Annotated in this window: 11 protein-coding genes; 7 read left to right on the top strand and 4 right to left on the bottom strand. The window is 71.6% G+C overall.

Annotated features, from left to right (window positions below):
• Window positions 1-2 precede the first annotated feature (2 nt).
• The 5 genes from M8C17_RS05320 to M8C17_RS05300 all read left to right on the top strand — a co-directional run bounded on the left by M8C17_RS05320 (window position 3) and on the right by M8C17_RS05300 (window position 8,068).
• A complete protein-coding gene (locus tag M8C17_RS05320) occupies window positions 3-1,142 on the top strand; it encodes an SEC-C domain-containing protein (protein WP_252415248.1) in 1,140 nt (379 codons plus the stop codon).
• 89 nt (window positions 1,143-1,231) lie between these two features.
• Complete coding sequence (locus M8C17_RS05315; RefSeq protein ID WP_252415247.1) at window positions 1,232-2,407, top strand: ROK family protein; 1,176 nt, start codon at window positions 1,232-1,234, stop codon at window positions 2,405-2,407.
• 77 nt (window positions 2,408-2,484) lie between these two features.
• Entirely contained in the window at window positions 2,485-4,335 is a 1,851-nt protein-coding gene (locus tag M8C17_RS05310; protein WP_252415246.1) for a carbohydrate-binding protein, read from the top strand.
• Between the two features lie 77 nt (window positions 4,336-4,412).
• Window positions 4,413-6,827, top strand: a complete 2,415-nt coding sequence (locus M8C17_RS05305) for a glycoside hydrolase N-terminal domain-containing protein (protein ID WP_252415245.1) — start codon at window positions 4,413-4,415, stop codon at window positions 6,825-6,827.
• On the top strand, window positions 6,827-8,068 hold the full coding sequence (locus M8C17_RS05300) for an SGNH/GDSL hydrolase family protein (protein WP_252415244.1): 1,242 nt from the start codon (window positions 6,827-6,829) through the stop codon (window positions 8,066-8,068). Before M8C17_RS05305 ends, M8C17_RS05300 begins: the two co-directional genes overlap by 1 nt.
• A gap of 49 nt (window positions 8,069-8,117) precedes the next feature.
• Here the strand turns inward: M8C17_RS05300 and M8C17_RS05295 are convergent, their stop codons facing one another.
• Window positions 8,118-8,780 carry an HAD family hydrolase gene (locus tag M8C17_RS05295; RefSeq protein WP_252415243.1) on the bottom strand — a complete coding sequence of 221 codons (663 nt, stop codon included), beginning with the start codon at window positions 8,778-8,780 and terminating at the stop codon, window positions 8,118-8,120.
• A 117-nt stretch (window positions 8,781-8,897) separates the two neighbouring features.
• Between M8C17_RS05295 and M8C17_RS05290 the strand changes: the two genes are divergently transcribed.
• The gene (locus tag M8C17_RS05290) at window positions 8,898-9,398 is read left to right on the top strand and encodes a DUF2231 domain-containing protein (RefSeq protein WP_252415242.1); all 501 of its coding nucleotides are present in this window, start codon (window positions 8,898-8,900) and stop codon (window positions 9,396-9,398) included.
• A gap of 46 nt (window positions 9,399-9,444) precedes the next feature.
• On the opposite strand, the gene M8C17_RS05285 is transcribed toward M8C17_RS05290, so the two are convergent.
• From M8C17_RS05285 to M8C17_RS05275, 3 genes are all read right to left on the bottom strand, one after another.
• The gene (locus M8C17_RS05285) at window positions 9,445-9,885 is read right to left on the bottom strand and encodes a DUF1801 domain-containing protein (RefSeq protein WP_252415241.1); all 441 of its coding nucleotides are present in this window, start codon (window positions 9,883-9,885) and stop codon (window positions 9,445-9,447) included.
• A gap of 56 nt (window positions 9,886-9,941) precedes the next feature.
• Complete coding sequence (locus tag M8C17_RS05280; RefSeq protein ID WP_252415240.1) at window positions 9,942-10,607, bottom strand: DUF998 domain-containing protein; 666 nt, start codon at window positions 10,605-10,607, stop codon at window positions 9,942-9,944.
• Between the two features lie 131 nt (window positions 10,608-10,738).
• A complete protein-coding gene (locus M8C17_RS05275) occupies window positions 10,739-14,092 on the bottom strand; it encodes a S8 family peptidase (protein ID WP_252415239.1) in 3,354 nt (1,117 codons plus the stop codon).
• A 261-nt stretch (window positions 14,093-14,353) separates the two neighbouring features.
• Here M8C17_RS05275 and M8C17_RS05270 point away from each other — a divergent pair, with 261 nt between their 5' ends.
• On the top strand, window positions 14,354-16,234 hold the full coding sequence (locus M8C17_RS05270) for a Xaa-Pro dipeptidyl-peptidase (protein ID WP_252415238.1): 1,881 nt from the start codon (window positions 14,354-14,356) through the stop codon (window positions 16,232-16,234).
• The last annotated feature ends 168 nt before the right edge of the window (window positions 16,235-16,402 follow it).

The following is a 16,402-nucleotide window of genomic DNA, read 5'->3' as shown; positions in this document are numbered from 1 at the left end:
CGGTGACGTTGAACATCCTGTTCACCGGCGGCGGCATGAGAGCGGCGTTACAGGTGATCTGCCGGCACACCGGGAGCACCCCGACGTACCGTGAGATCGTGCCGACGACAGACGTACTCACCAGCGCTGACCTCGCCGAACTACGCCGCTCGGCGCTCGGGATGGCCGACCCCCTCGGTGTCGCCGCCGACCTGGCCGACGCGGTGGAGCAGGGCAGACTGGCCGACCCGGACGACGCCGGGGATGCGCTGACCCTGGCCGCCGAGATCGCCGAGATCCGGGGGAAGCCGGACGCCGCGCTCCGGTACGCGGAGCGCGCCGTGGTGGCGTACCCGGGCGAGGACGACCCCCGGGCCGGGTTCGCGCGAGCGCTGCGGGCCCGGGCCCTGTTCCAGGCCGGCGGCCGTGACGACGAGGCGATGGCGGAGCTGACCGCGCTGCGACCGTTGCTGCTCGTACAGCCCGACGCCCCGGCCTACGTGAGCGCGGCGCTCGACGCCGCCGGTCGCTCGGCGATCGCCGAGAAGTGGCTGAGCGAGGCGGTCGACACCCTGCTGGGCGAGCGCGCGGGCGGAGCGGCGCCGCAGGCCATCACCGCTGTCGAGCCCGTGGTGGACGTCGGTTCCCCGGAGGCGCCGGGTGTCCTCTTCCTGCTGTTGCAGCAGCGGCACCGGGTGCGCCGGGATCTCAACCTGACGCATGACCGGCACGACGATCTGGCCGACCGGTTGGAGAACCAGCTCGTCCGGAGGGTGGCGCAGCGCCAGGGCGGCGAGACGGACCTGCTCTTCTGGCCGCGGGCCGAGTTCGACCGCCTCCTGTCCGAGCACTCCGCGCTGGCCGAGGTGTACGGGCCGGACTGGGACGCGCACCGGGCCCGGTTGGAGAAGGAGCTGGTACGCCTGGCGAACACCGGGAAGACCGGGCTGGGCGTCTTCGCCGCGACGGTCGCGGACCTGGACGCGTACGCCCGCCGGCGCAACGGCGACGCGGCCGACCAGGAGATCCGGGCCGGCTACGCTGCCGAGGTCTCGGCCCGTCCCGCAGCGCGGATTCCCTGGCCACCGGAGCGCAACGACGCCTGCTGGTGCGGCTCGGGCCTCAAGTACAAGAAGGACTGTCTGCCGCGCTCCCGTAGCTGAGCACCGCCGCGGGCGCCGCCGACTCTAGGCCGGAGCAGTCAACAGAATCAATACTTGAAGAAGTTAAATATTCGCCTTAGATTTCGTCCATGTTTCCTGGGGGCGAGGTCGAGCCGGTTGCCGGGCCACCGGCGGCACCGGCCGCGACGGCGGTGTTCGCGGCGGTGCTGACGGAGGGGCCCGTCAGTCGCGTGGCGCTCGCGCGCCGACTCGGGCTCTCCTCCGCCGCCGTCACCAAGGCCGCCCGCCCGCTCATCGACCGGGGCTACCTGCACGAACTGGCCGCCACCGAGCGCACCGGGCCCGGCGCCGGGCGCCCGGCCAGCCCGCTGGCCGTCCGGGCCGACCGCGAGTTCTTCCTCGGGGTGAAGATCACCGCCGACGAGCTGATCGGCGTCGTATGCGACCTCCGCGCGCAGGTACGGGCCACCGCCCGCCGGCCGCTGACCGACCCCGGCGTCGAGGCCGTCCTCACCGAGGTCAACCGGCTCGCCGACGACCTGCTCGACGGGTTCGCCGGCGACCGGACCCGGGTCCGTCGCCTCGGGCTGGCCCTGTCCGGCGACATCGACCGCACCACCGGCCTGGTCCGCTACTCGCCGTTCCTGCACTGGCGCGACGTGTCGCTGGGCCGGCTCGCCGCCCAGCGCACCGGCTTCACCGTGACGGTGGAGAACGACGTCAAGGCGCTCACCGCAGCCGAACACTGGTTCGGCGAGGGTGTGGGCGCAGAGTCGTTCGCCCTGGTCACCGTGGGCACCGGCATCGGTTGTGGCCTGGTCGTCAACGGCCGCCTCGTCTCCGGCTCGTACGGCGTGGCCGGCGAGATCGGCCACCTCGCCGTCGACGCCACCGGCCCCGACTGCCACTGCGGCGGCCGTGGCTGCGTCGAGTCGATCGCCGGCACCGACGCCATCGTGGCCCAGGCCCGCGACCGCACCGGCCGCCCTGACCTCACCATCGACGAGGCCGTGGCCCTGGCACGGGGTGGCCACGAGCAGGTCCGCGCCGTCTTCACCCGCGCCGGCAGCGCGATCGGCTGCGGCATCGCGGCCGTCGCGAACCTGGTCGGCCCCACCCGGATCGTCGTGTCCGGCGAAGGTCTGGCCGCCTACGACCTCTTCGACAGCCACATCCGCGCGAGCTTCGAACGCCAGGCCTTCGGTGCCGCCGCGCGGTGCCCCCTCTCCATCCGTCCGTTGCCCTTCGAGGAATGGGCCCGCGGCGCGGCCGCGGTCAGCATCCAATCGCTCGTCCTGCCCTGACCCACGGCGTCAACCCAGCCGTCGGCCGACCGTACCGAGCCCGAGACGACCCCCACCGTGCCACCAGGAGGTTGACCATGCAGTCACCGACGACACCCCTCACTGGCGCCGACCGGCGCCGATCCCGAACGCCCGCCGGCCTCGCCGCCGCGACGCTGGCCGTGCTCCTCGGCGCGGTCGCCGTCCCTGCCCAGGCGGCCCCGGCGGAACCTCCGGTGTCGAACGACACCGTGCAGGCGGAGACCACCACCGCTGGCCTCGCGGAGCGCCCCTTCATGGGCTGGACCAGTTGGACCATGCAGTCCTCCAAGTACCCGGGTCTCAACCCCGACGGCGACTACAGCTACCTCACCGAGGCGAACGTGCTGAAGCAGGCCGACGCCCTCGCCGCCAAGCTGAAGCCGTACGGCTACGAGTACGTCAACATCGACGCCGGCTGGTGGCGCGACAACGCCTGGGTGCCGAAGTTCGACCAGCACGCCCGGCAGACCCCCGACCCGGTGCGCTTTCCCCGCGGCATGAAGCCCGTCGCCGACCACATCCACGCCAAGGGCCTGAAGGCGGGCATCTACCTGCCCGTCGGGTTGGAGAAGGAGGCGTACGCCAACGGCGCTGCGCCGATCTGGAACGCACCCGGCTGCACCACCGCCGACATCGTCTACCCGGACCTGCGCACCACCAACGGCTGGGACAGCGCCTACAAGCTGAACTTCGACAACCCCTGCGCCCAGAAGTACATCGACTCGCAGGCGCAGATGTTCGCCGACTGGGGATACGACTTCCTCAAGCTCGACGGCGTCGGCCCGGGCTCGTTCAAGTCCGGTGACAACTACAACAACGTCGCCGACGTGGCCGCCTGGCAGAAGGCCATCGCCACCGCCGGCCGCCCGATCCACCTGGAACTGTCCTGGTCGCTCGACATCAACCACGCCGCCGACTGGAAGCGCTACTCCAACGGTTGGCGGATCGACACCGACGTCGAGTGCTACTGCAACACGCTGGTCAGCTGGGAGAACTCGGTCGACGACCGGTTCGACGACGCGCCCGCCTGGAGCCGCAAGGCCGGCCCCGGCGGCTGGAACGACCTCGACTCCCTCAACGTGGGCAACGGCGAGATGGACGGCCTCACCAGGGCGGAGCGACAGTCGTACGCGACCCTGTGGGCGATCTCGAAGTCGCCGCTGTACACCGGGGACGACCTGACCCGCCTCGACGACTACGGGCTGTCCCTGCTGACCAACCGCGAGGTCATCGCCATCGACCAGAACGGCGCCGCGCCCGCCCGGCCGGTCACGCCGGTCGGCGACCAGCAGGTCTGGGGCTCGAAGAACCCCGACGGCAGCTACACGGTCGCACTGTTCAACCTCGGCGACGCGCCGGCCTCCGTCACCGCCCACTGGGCGTCGTTCGGGTTCACCGGCACCGCGTCTGTCCGCGACGTGTGGAACAGCCGGAACCTCGGAACCCAGAAGGACCGGATCACCTCGACGCTGCCGGCGCACGGCTCACGACTGTTCACCGTCCGGCCCGGCACCGCCCTGGTCTCGACGAGCTACGAGGCCGAGGCCGCCACCAACACCCTGAGCGGCAACGCCTCCGTCGGCGGGTGCGACGCCTGCTCGGGTGGCCAGAAGGTCGGCAACCTCTACCTCGGCGGCAAGGTGCAGTTCAACGACGTCCGGGTGAAGAAGGACGGCATCTACACCGTCACCGTCGCCTACGTCAGCGGCGACCCCCGCTCGGTCACCGTCTCGTCCAACAGCGGCAACGGCACCAGCCTGAAGTTCCCCTCCACCGGTGACTGGGGCACGGCCGAGACCGTCAGCGTCCAGTTGGCGCTGAAGGCGGGCGCCAACACCATCACGTTCGACAGCGGGACCTGGTACTCCCCCGACATCGACAGGATCGACGTACCGCAGAGCCTCTGAGTCCCGGTGCGGCCCGGCGGCAGCGCCGGGCCGCGCCATTTCGCGCAACCGCCGTTGGCCCAGGTTGGAGTACCGACATGGATTTCCGGAAGACCGAATCGCGCGCCATCCGTCCCAGCCGCCGAGGTTTCCTCACGCTGGCCGCCGCCACCGGCGCGGCCACCGCCCTCGGCGGCCTGCCCGCCTTCGCCGCCTCGGCGGCCCCCCGGCGGCCCACCGAGTCTCCCCTGCTCGCCGCGGACGCCGCGGCGAAGAACCAGCTCTGGTGGCAGGCCCCCGGCTCCGCCAACTCGATGATCGAGCAGGGACTGCCGGTCGGCAACGGGCGCCTCGGGGCGCTCGCGAGCAACGACCCCGCCCGCGAGCTTCTGATGATCACCGACGCCACCCTGTGGACCGGTGGTCGCAACGACACGCTCGACAGCGACGGCCAGTTCCCCTACGGCCGTGACGACTTCGGCTCGCTGACCATGCTGGCCACGCTCACCGTCGACATCCCCGGGCACGACCTCGGCACCGTGGACAACTACCGACGGACCCTCGACCTGGCGCAGGGCCTGGTCACCACGACGTACGACATCGCCGGTGTCAGCTACCAACGGCAGGTCTTCGCCAGCCGCCCCGACGACGTCATCGTCGTGCACTTCTCGCAGCAGGGCCGCGGCGCCTACACCGGCACCGTCACCCTGGCCGGCACCCACGGGGAGGCCACCACCGCCGACCGCGTGGGCCGGTACGCGTCGTTCGGCGCCTCCTTCGCCAACGGCCTGCGCTACGGCGCCGCCGTCACCGCGTACAGCGGCACCGGGAAGATCGCGGTCAACGGCACGTCGATCTCCTTCACCGGCTGCCGGGACCTCACCGTCGTCCTCAGCGGCGGCACCAACTACGCCCCCGACGCCGCCGCCGGTTTCCGCGACCCGTCCCTGGCCCCCGAGCGCCTCGCCCGCGACAAGGTCCTGGCCGCGGCCCGCGAGTCCGCGCGCGACCTGCTGCACACCCACGTCGCGGACTTCCGCCCGGTGTTCGAGCAGTTCGCCATCGACCTCGGCGCGTCGTCCGCCGCGCAGCGCGAACTGGACACCTGGGGACGGACGCAGGCGCGCTGGCGGGACAACGTCCCGGACCCGGAGTTGGAGGCCGCGTACCTGCAGTTCGGCCGCTATCTGATGATCTCCGGATCGAGGGGCAGCCTGCCCATCGGTCTGCAGGGCGCGTGGCTCGACGGCAACGACCCCGACTGGATGGGCGACTACCACTCGGACGTCAACATCCAGATGAGCTACTGGCTCGCCGACCGGGCCGGCCTGTCCGACACCTTCGACGCCTTCGCCGACTACTGCGTCGCGCAACTGCCGGTCTGGACCGAGGTCACCCAGCGGCTGTTCAACACCTCGACCAACAGGTTCCGCAACTCCAGCGGCAGGATCGCCGGATGGGCCGTGGCCTACTCCACCAACCCGTACGGCGGGAGCGGCTGGTGGTGGCACCCGAGCGGTAACGCGTGGCTCTGCCAGAACCTGTTCGAGCACTACGAGTACACCCAGGACCGCGCCTACCTGGCGAAGGTCTACCCGGTCATCAAGGGTGCCGTGGAGTTCTGGGAGACCCGACTCGTCACCACGACCGTCACCGACGCGTCCGGCGCCTCGCGGGAGGTCCTGGTCGCCGACCGCGACTGGTCGGCCGAACACGGACCGCAGGACACCAGGGGCAACACCTACTCGCAGGAGTTGGTGTGGAACCTCTTCGAGAACTACCGCACCGCGACCGAGGTGCTCGGCCGGGACGCCGGCTACGCCCGGACCATCGACGACCTCCGCAAGCGCCTCTACCTGCCCGAGGTCAGCCCCACGACCGGCTGGCTGCAGGAGTGGATGTCACCGGACAACCTCGGTGAGACCACCCACCGGCACCTCTCCCCGCTGATCGGTCTGTTCCCCGGCGACCGGATCCGCCCGGACGCCTCCACCTCCAAGGAGATCATCGACGGCGCGACGGCTCTGCTGACCGCGCGCGGCATGAACAGTTTCGGCTGGGCCAACGCGTGGCGGAGCCTGTGCTGGGCGCGACTCAAGGACGCGGAGAAGGCCTACCAGCTCATCGTCAACAACCTGAGGCCGTCGACGGGCGGCAGCAACGGCACCGCGATGAACCTCTTCGACATCTACGAGACGAACCCCGGCCGTGGCATCTTCCAGATCGACGCCAACCTCGGTACGCCGTCCGCGATCGTCGAGATGCTGGTCTACTCCCGCCCGGGCCACGTCGAGCTGCTGCCCGCGCTGCCCGCAGCCTGGGCGGCCGCCGGGTCGGTCACCGGAGTGGGCGTACGCGGTGGCTTCACCGTGGACCTCAGCTGGCGCGACGGCACCGTCACCCAGGTGCGGCTGACCAGCGTCGGTGGCCGCAGCACGACCCTGGTCGTCGGCGGCACCGCGCGCCCGATCACCCTCGAGCCCGGTGAGTCCGTCACCCTGCGGGACCTCTGATGCGCCCCGGGCACCACCTGCGGCGCGTGTCGGCGGTCGTCGTGGCCACGCTGGTCACGGCGGTCTGCGTACCCCTGGCGGCACCGGCCCAGGCGGCCTCGGCCGGGGCGCAGCACGCCCCGTCGGGTCGGGACCGGCACTTCGCGGTCACCTGGGCCGCCAGCGCCGACCGGCAGGGCGCCGGACCCGCCGAGCGCAGCTACCGGCTGGTCGTGCGCACCAGCGTCGGCGGAAACGCCCTGCGCATCCGCCTCACCAACGCCTTCGGCGACCACCCGGTCACCTTCGCCAGCGCCTACGCCGGGCTGCAACGCCAGGGCGCGGAGCTGATCGGCGGCAGCAACCGGCGCCTGACGTTCGGCGGACAGCCGTCGGTCACCGTGCCGGCCGGCGAGACCGTGCTCAGCGACCCGCTGCCCGGGAAGGTGGCCGCCCAGAGCAACCTGGTCGTCAGTCTCTACGTCACCGGCGCCCAGGGGCCGACGACCGGTCACGGCATGGCCATGCAGACGTCCTACGCGACGGCCGGTGACCACGCCGCCGAGGAGGCGGCGACCAGCTGGACCGATCCGATCAGCTCCTGGTACTGGCTGGACGCCGTCAGCGTGGAGACGTCCACGGCGATCAGCTCGGTGGTGACCCTCGGCGACTCCATCACCGACGGGTGGGCCTCCACCTCGGACGCGAACCGGCGCTGGCCCGACTATCTCTCCCGGCGGCTCCAGGCCGCGCCCGACAGCCCGGTGAAGGGAGTGGCCAACGCCGGCATCTCGGGCAACAAGGTGCTCGCCGACGGCGCCGGGCAGGCCGCCCTGCACCGGCTGGACCGCGACGTGCTCTCCCACCCCGGTGTCCGCACGGTGTTCGTCCTCGAGGGCATCAACGACATCAAGGCCCACACGGGCGTCACGGTCGACGACCTGGTCGCCGGCTACCGGGAGGTGATCGACCGGGTGCACGCGGCGGGTCGGTGCGTCGTCGGCGCCACGGTCCTGCCGTACAAGGGCTGGTCCGAGTACGACGCCGCCGGCGAGGCGGTGCGCCAGGGGATCAACGACTGGATCAGGCACGGCGGGGCGTTCGACGCCGTGGTCGACCTCGACCGGATCACCCGCAGCCCGTACGACCCGCAGGCGATCCTGCCCTTCTTCGACGGCGGGGATCACCTCCATCCGAACGACAAGGGCATGCAGGCGATGGCCGACGCCGTCGACCTGTCCGTCCTGCGCTGCGACCGCTGAGCCGCACGTCGTCCGGCCGGCCACCGTGGGTGGCCGGCCGGACCGCCCGTCACCGGTCGATCCCGGCGAGGCCCGACAGGTCGGCGATCTCGTACGCGATCGGGGCGTCGTGCGGCGCGAGCTGCCCCCGACGGTTGACCCACACGGCTCGGATGCCGGCCGCGTGCGCCCCGGCCACGTCGGTGGTGAGCGAGTCACCGACGTGCAGCACCTCGTGCGCCCCCAGCCCCAGCGCGGCGAGAGCCCGGGTGAACATGGCGCGGTCCGGCTTGTACGCGCCGACGGCCTCGCTGCTCACCACGGCCGTGAAGGCGAGGCCGTGGTGGGCCATCGCCGCCTCCAGGTCCGCGGTGTCCACATCGGACACGAGGCAGATCGGCACGGTCACGCGGGACAGGAAGTCGCGGGTGCCGGGCCGCAGCGGCGGCGACCGCCAGTACCTGAACTGCGCCGCGCACAGGGGGGCCGCGTCGCCGGCACACCCGACGTCGGCCATCACCGACGCCAGGCTCGACATCGCGCTGTCCCGCAACGTTCGGAACCTCGGCCCGGACGCCACCGCCTCGAACTCCCGTCCCCACGCCGCCGCGACGTAGTGACCGGAGACGGGCACCGACGCTCGGGCGGCCACCTGCTCGGCGATCTCGGCCATGACGGCGTCGTCGTCCTCGACGACGGTGCCGTAGAAGTCGAGCAGCAGTCCCCTCAGCACGGTGGCAGCCTAACCGGCGGCGGTGCCCGCGCTCGTGGGGGCTGACACGCCCGGTCCGTACCGATACCGTCCATGCCTGAACGATCCACGTCCGCCCGTCAGCTCCGGAGGAGACCGATGTTCGAGGAGTTCATGGGCATCCCCGCCCACCCTCTCGTGCTGCACGCCGCCGTCGTGTTCGTGCCGCTGCTGGCGCTCCTGACGATCGGGTACGCGCTCGTCGCGCCGATCCGGCCGCACACCCGCTGGGTGCTGGGGCTGCTCGCCGTGGGCGCGCCACTCGCCGCGCTGCTGGCGAAGCTCTCCGGGGACGCCTTCTTCGACCGCATGCGGGCCGCCAACCGGGTCACCCCGGAGTTCGTCCCGACGATCGAGGCCCACCAGCAGTTCGGCGACTTCACGCTATGGGCCACCATCGGGCTGGCGGTCGTGGCGCTGGCACTGGTCCGGTTCGTCCCGCCGCGAGCCGCCGACGCGAGCGCCACCGGAGGCGACCGGCCGGGCCGCGCCCTGACCCTGTCGTTGCAGGTGTTGTCGCTGGTGGCGGCGGGCGTCGCGATCTACTACGTGGTCCGCACCGGCGACTCCGGCGCGAAGGCGGTCTGGACGGGTCAGTGACCTGACCAGGCCGGTCGTCGCACGGTCTGCGCGCAGCCATGGATCATCAGCGTCGGCTGGCCCGGTCGACGCCACGGTGCACCCGCGCGGTGCGGTCGATCAGCTCACGTAGCGCGCCCTCGTCAAGGTCGTCGAGCCGCTTCAGGTACAGGCATCCCTTACCCGCACGGTGTGGACCGAGCCGTTCGAGGATCGGGCCGTACCGATCCTCGAAACCACCCACCAGGTAGACGACCAGGTGCTGTTTGCGCGGCGAGAAACCCACCAGCGGCCCATCACCCGTACGCCCGCTGTCGTAGGTGTAGCGGTAGCTGCCGAAGCCGACGATGCTCGGGCCCCACATCACCGCCGGTTCGCCGGTCACCTCGCCCATGATCGTGCGGAGCCGCCCCGCGTCGGCCCGCCTACGCTCATCGGGAACCGCGGCCAGGAAACCGTCGACGCCGACGCCGGTCGGAACCGTCACCTGCTCTTTCGATGTCGCCATGGCGGGATGCTCGCACGCCGGTACGACCAGGAGCCGCCACGCCGGTCTCGCCTCGGTCAGTCCGTCTCCTCGCGCGCTCGCGAGGAGACGGCGACGAGCCACCCCGAGATGATCACCGCTCCGACGGCGAACCGGACGCTCGCGTTCTCCTCGCTCCACGGCAGGGCGGTGAGCACGAACGCGACGACCCCACTGGCGGCGCTGTAGAACGCCCAGCCCCGTCGCCCCTGCCCGGCGAAACGGCGGGCGAACAGCAGACCGGCCGCGATCAACGACAGGAAAGCCGCCGCGCCGCAGACCGTGTGCACGATGCTGCCCGTGCTGGCCTGCTGGGGGAGCCCCGCCGGTGCGCCGGGCGGCCAGCCGAGCTCGGGATCGGGAACGAAGATCCCGCCACCGACCATGGCCACCCCGTAGATACCGACCAGCACCGGACCCACGGTGCCGGCCCGGCCCGGACGCAGCGCCCGCCACAGGCCCACCGCGAACGCGACAGCCAGCAGGCCGGTGCCCACGAACGCGACGACCTGCAGCCAGCCGAGCTCACCGAGGGTGAGCGAGCTCAGCGCGTGCTGGCGCAGGTCGAACCCCGACCGCGTGAAGGCCTGCCCGAATGACAGCGCCGGGAAGAGGAGTCCGGCGGCTGTGCCGCAACCCAGGAGACAGCGGGTTCGGCGGCGCCGGGCCGAAAGTGCTTCGGCAGGGGTGGTCAGGGACGTCATGGGCGTACCTCTCGTGTCGGTGTCAGTGCTGCCGTCCCGACGATCGAGACCCGGCCGGATCGACACCTCCCGAGATGGAATCTGGGTACTGGTGCGGCCCGGTCGAGCGCCGGGCCGCACCAGGGTGGCCGTCAGCCGGCGTTGTACGCCCGGATGATGGTCTGGTCGATGCCGCTACCGCCGTTCGCGGCGGCCTTCACCCGCAGCGAGACGGGCGTCCCGGCGGCGGCCTTCGGCAGCTCGACCCGGTAGTTGTCCCCGCCGCCGGTGACCCGGGCCGACTTCCAGGTGGCGCCGTCGTCCGTCGACGTCCAGACCTGGAACGAGGTCACCTTCTGCGCCCTGAGGCCGTGCATCTGACGGACGGCCAGGTCGGCTGTTCCGCCGGTGGCGTGGTTGGTGGTGTCCATCGGCAGCGCGTAGTCCACCGCGAGCAGCGGCAACGGGACGCTCCCGGTCCCGTCGGGCCCGGCGGACCGGAACGTCCACGACGTGTTGACCCTGGTCGAGATCGGCAGGATCAGGCTCGTGTCGACGTCGAGGGTCAGCCGGTAGTCCGCCATCTGCTGCGGGACGGTGACGTCGGCGAGCGGTCGGTCCCGCTCCTGCACCAGCTTGCCGTTGCGGTACACCGACAGCTTGCGGTTCACGCCGATCGAGCTGCCCTGCAGGCAGTCGGCCCGCTGATGCTGGTCGACGAGCGACGCCAGGTCGATGTGCAGGTTGCCCCGGGTCCGCGACGGTGGGGTGGCACAGCTCCAGTCGGCGCCGGCCGGGTCGTCGTACCAACCCGAGTGCAGCGGCTGACGCGCCCAGACCTTGGCCTGCCGGCTGCCCGGCTGGTAGCTGCGGGGCGCCTCCTGGGCCTCAAGTCCCCCGTAGACGCCCTCGTCGGCCCAAAGGAAGCCCGGCGAGAGGTAGTCGGTGCGGTACGGGGGCAGGTTGCCCTCGTGGGTCTGGGTGAGGCCCAGCCCGTCAGGGGTGAGGCCGGTGCGGACCAGTTGGGTGACCATCCCCGGCGAGTCCATCTGGTGGAACCGCTCGTCGATCCGCGCCAGCTTCGCCTGCTCCGCCGCCGTCACCCGGTACGCGGGATCGGCGGGTACGTCGTTCGGGTACTCGTGGATGAGGTTGTAGCGGTACGGCTTCGCCGTGCCGGCCGGCGAATCCAGGTTGACCGCCGCCCAGCTACGTCGCGAGCCGATGCCGGGCTGCGGCAACGGGGAGGTACGAACCGTGGTCGAGCTGCCGTACCCGCTGATCTGGTTCCACCAGGACAGACCGTTCGGCGCGGTCTGGAGGCTCGTGAAGTCGACCTTGGTGGGCGTGGTGGGGACTCCGTCGACCGTCGCCGCCACCGGCTTGGCTCGCGCAGGGTCGAGCGTCACGCTCCGGTTGCTGGTGACGCTCAGGTCGGTCTCACCGACGAGCGTCGTCTCCAGCACGTCCCTGTCGACGTAGTAGGCGACCGAGGAGCCGAGGATCGCGTACCGGCCGGCCGGCACCCGAGTGGTGAGGGTGTCTCCGGGCGTACCGCTGGGGCCACCGTAGTAGATCACCGGGTCGGCGAGGTTGGTGACCAGGATGTTGATCCAGGTCTCGGCGCCCTCCTTGAGGCCGGGCAGCGGCTTCGTGTGGATCGTCAGGTCAAAGCTGGGCTGCTCGACGAAGAAGCTCACCGGGGTGGTCGCGACCAGCTTGCGGCCGGCGGTGCGGGCGGTGACGGTGGCCAGATAGAAGCCCGGCCGGGCTGCCAGCGCCGCACGGTTGATCCGGAGGGTCGCCCCGGCGGTGGCGCCACGCTTGAGCGTCACCCGGCTCGTCGAGAGCGACGCCGCGCCGCGCGGCACCGGCTGGCCGTCGTGGTTGACGACCGACACGTCGAGGTCGAGGAGGGCCGTCGCCGAGGTCGGCGCACCGGTCCAGCTCAGCTTCGCCTCGCTGGTCCCGGACTGCGGGTACGCGAAGGTCCCGAGGTTGACCACCGGCTGGTTGCTGGTCGGGCCGCCGAGGGCCCGGGCCGCGTTGAGCCGCCCGGCCCCGACGGCGTACGCGTCGACGCCGGTCAGCGGGTCGGCGGCACCGACGAGCGCGGCCTTGAGCTGCTCGCCGGTCCAGTCCGGGTGTCGCTGCGCGAGCAGCGCGGCGGCGCCCGCCACGTGCGGGCTGGCCATCGAGGTGCCGGAGATGCCCTCGTAGTACCTGTCGATCGGGTCCTGCAGGTTGGTGCCGGCGGCACGGGCGGCCACGATGTCCACACCGGGCGCGACCAGCTCCGGCTTGGCCACGTTGCTGGTGACCAGCGGCCCGCGGCTGGAAAAGTCGGCGATCTTGTCGTCACGGTCGACGGCGCCGACGGTCAGCGCGCTGGCGGCGGAGCCGGGCGAGGAGATGGCGCCGCCGCTGTTGCCGGCGGCGATGACGAAGAGCGCGCCGGTCTGCTTGCTCAGACCGTCGACGGCGAGCGAGAGCGGGTCGTTGCCGTCGTCGGGGTCGCTGCCGCCGAGGCTCATGTTGATGACGTCGGCCCGGCTGGCGGCCCACTCCATGCCAGCGATGATCCCGGAGTCCGCACCGGAGCCGTGGTCGTCGAGAACCTTGCCGATGACCAGCGTGGCGTCCGGCGCCACGCCGCGACGCTGACCGCGGGCGGCCGCGCCGGTGCCGGCGATGGTCGAGGCGACGTGCGTACCGTGGCCGTTGTGGTCGACGGCGTCACCGCCCTCTGCGGTGAAGTCGGCCCGCTCGGCGACCCGGCCGACGAGGTCCGGGTGGGTGAAGTCGGCACCGGTGTCGAGCACCGCGACCGTGGTTCCCTTGCCGGTGTAGCCGGCCTTCCACGCGTCGGGCGCGGCGATCTGGCCCAGGTTGCGGTCCAGGCCGGCGGGCTGCCCGCCGCCGGTCAGTGCGGTGGCGCGGACCTTGCGGTCGAGCCAGACCTTCTTCGCGCCGGCGAGCAGCGAGTTGGTCGCCAACTTCGCGGTGGCTGGGCTCTTCTTGGGTACGCGGCCAGCGACCGCGCCGATGCTCGGCAGTGGCAGCACGTCACCGAGCGCGGCCACCCGGGCCGACGCGGTGGCGGGCTGCACGATGAGCGGCAACTCCGAGGCGTTCTCGTCGTCGTACCCGTCCGCGATCAGCGTGGTGACGTCGAAGAGGTCGGGGTCGAGGACCGACCCGATCTGGGACGCGACGCGGGCCGGAACAACGTGCAGGTGGCCGTCCGGGCCACAGGTCTGGCGGATCACCGCGTTCGGATCGGCCGGCCGCACCGTGGCCCGCGGACATCCGGATGCGGTGCTCCGTACGGTCACCACGTCCCCGGTCAGCAGGGTGACGGTGTGCGTCGTCCCGGCGACCGAGACGTCGGTGGTGTCCGTGGGGGTGGCACCGCTGGGGCTGGCGGTGGCGGAGCCGCCCGGCCCGGCGCTCAGCGCCGTGGCCGTGACGGCGACGGCCAGCAGCCACCGTGTCTTTCTGAGCATCTTGCTCCAGTCTTATGTGGATGAACGCGTCTTTTCGCGCGGCTTCGAGCAAGATCATATGGTTGTCCACCGCACTTCGAGGTCCCGGTGACAACGCTGTCTCTCCGCCGGCAACGAGCTGACCATTGTGGACGAAGGGTGCATCCCTACTCGAAGGGATCGACGGGAATGCTGCCCGGACCTAGCATGGGCACGAATGGATCTTCGAGATCCACCCCCCGGGCGACCCCCGGCAACCAGTCCGACCGAAGGGAAACGCGCGTGCGTCGAACCCCCTTGGCACTACTCGGCGTCGGTGTGTCCGGCGCACTACTGCTGAGCGCAGCTCCGGCGGCGGCGGCCACCCCGCCCGCGGCTACCCCACAGACCGGCATCGTGGTCAGCGACGGCATGACCCAACCCGTGTTCTCGCTCGCCGACGCGATCGAGGAACGGGTGTTCGTCCAGACGCCGGTGGACACCGACCACGACGGTCGCCCCGACCGGGTGGCGATCGACATTTCCCGACCCCGGGAGACCGCGACCCAGGGCTTCAAGGTGCCGGTCATCTTCGAACACAGCCCGTACCGCAAGGGCACCTGGGGTGACGTGCCGTACCCGAGCGTCCTGGTCGACGACCTGCCGCAGAACGGCCTGACCGACCGCTCCGGGCGTCGCGCAGCCGACGTGGAGGCCCAGCGGGCGACCGCGAAGGCCAACCTGCCCGGTTCGCTGGACGACTACTACGTGCCGCGGGGGTACGCGGTGGTGCTCGGGCAGAGCGTCGGCACCGGCGACTCGGACGGCTGCCCGACCAGCGGCGACCAGGCCGAGACGCTCGGCACCAAGGCCGTCATCGACTGGCTCAACGGCCGGGCCAAGGGGTACGACGCCAACGGCGCCCCGGTCACCGCCGGCTGGACCACCGGCGCCGTCGGCATGACCGGCGTCTCCTACAACGGGACCCTGCCCAACCAGGTCGCCACCACCGGGGTCAAGGGACTCAAGACCATCGTGCCGGTCTCCGCCATCAGCAGCTGGTACGACTACTACCGGGCCAACGGTCTGGTCGTCGCTCCGGGGACCTACCAGGGTGAGGACACCGACATCCTGGCCCAGTACACGGCCGGGCAGGCACGGGCCGAGGGACCCTGCGCCGACGAGATCGCCCAGATCACCGAGGAGCAGGACCGGGTCACCGGCGACTACTCGAAGTTCTGGCAGGACCGCGACTACCTCGACGCCCGCGACGTGCGGGCGAGCGTCTTCGTGGTGCACGGCCTCAACGACTGGAACGTGAAGACCGAGCACTTCGCCGGCTGGTGGGACGAGCTGGCCAAGCGCGACGTACCGCGGAAGATCTGGCTGCACCAGGGCGGGCACGGCGGCCCCGGCAGCAGCGCGTCGGTGACCCTGCCCGACGGTCGGGCGTGGACGTACAAGCAGACCGAGAACCGCTGGTTCGACTTCTGGCTGTGGAACGTCCGCAACGGGATCATGGACGAGCCGACCGCGGTGCTGCAGCGGGAGGACCGGGCCTACACCACGTACGCCAACTGGCCCGACCCTGCCGCCCGGACCGTCGGGCTGAACCTCGCCGCCACCGACGCCACCGCCCCGGGCGCGCTCACCTCGGGTAGGCCGCCGAAGGCCAGGGTCGAGCAGAGCTTCGTCGACGAGGGTCGGACCATCCACCCGGACACCCTGGTGGCCAACCCCGACACGGCGAGCCCGAACCGACTCGCCTACCGCTCCCCCACGCTGACCCAGTCCGTTCGCATCTCCGGACGTCCCGAGATGCGGCTGCGGATGGCGATCGACAACAAGCCGGACGCGAACCTCACCGCGTACCTGGTCGACTACGGCCCGGCGGGCTCGACCGCCGCGCCGACGGTGGTGACCCGGGGCTGGATGGACCCGCAGAACCGCAAGGGACCGGCCCGGACCGAGCCGGTGAAGCAGGGCAAGTTGTACGACTACCGGTGGACCCTGGAGCCGAAGGACTACATCTTCCCGGCGGGCCACCGTATCGGCGTGGTCGTCTTCTCCAGCGACCAGGAGTACACCCTGCTGCCGTTGGGTGGCACCGAGCTGCGGGTCGCGCCGAACGACAGCGAGCTGCGTCTGCCGGTCGTCGGGGGTCGTGCCGTACTCGGGTTCTGAGTCGTCCTCGCGAACAGGTGGGGCGGTCCGGCACGTCGGGCTGCCCCACCCGCGCGTCACCCGTCCGCCCGTGGTGGAGGCGGCCCTTCTTGCGGCGTTTGGCGGCCGGAGGCGCGGGAAGACCCCGCCGATAGGGCCCAGGCGACCCGCCACGTCCGTCATCCGGCA

Source organism: Micromonospora sp. RHAY321 (assembly GCF_023896955.1).
In the GTDB taxonomy this organism is placed as follows: domain Bacteria; phylum Actinomycetota; class Actinomycetes; order Mycobacteriales; family Micromonosporaceae; genus Micromonospora.
The sequence above is the reverse complement of the archived record's forward strand: the minus strand, read 5'-3'. Positions and strand labels throughout refer to the sequence as shown.